Origin of the sequence: Stenotrophomonas sp. SrG (genome assembly GCF_050031795.1) — a bacterium.
GTDB classification, from domain to species: domain Bacteria; phylum Pseudomonadota; class Gammaproteobacteria; order Xanthomonadales; family Xanthomonadaceae; genus Stenotrophomonas; species Stenotrophomonas rhizophila_A.
The window spans coordinates 1-258 of the sequence record NZ_JBNBBE010000428.1 but is presented as its reverse complement, the minus strand read 5'-3'; the positions used below and the strand labels follow the sequence as shown (position 1 = coordinate 258).

Sequence of the window (258 nt, the reverse complement as noted above, 5' to 3'; positions counted from 1 at the left end):
CGCTGAAGCCGCCCTGCAGCAGCCGGGTGAAATGGGTAATCAGGGGCGAGGGTGCACCGCGCCGGTAGGCCACCTGCACTTCCGAACTCGCCGCGCGATCACTCAGCGGCACGAAGCGCGCGCCCTCCACATGGAAGTGGCTGCACGAGGCGGGCAGCACGGTCACCCCCAACCCGGACGCGGCCAGGCTGATCGGGGTGGACGCCTCGCCGGCGTACTGGATGATGCGCGGCGTGAAGCCGGCACTGCGGCACAGCG

The 258-nt window shown here is 70.9% G+C and carries 1 protein-coding gene; it reads right to left on the bottom strand.

Annotated features, from left to right (window positions below; genetic code table 11):
• A partial coding sequence (locus ACQG3P_RS20345) for a LysR substrate-binding domain-containing protein (RefSeq protein WP_426806055.1) occupies positions 1-258 on the bottom strand: 258 nt, incomplete at both ends.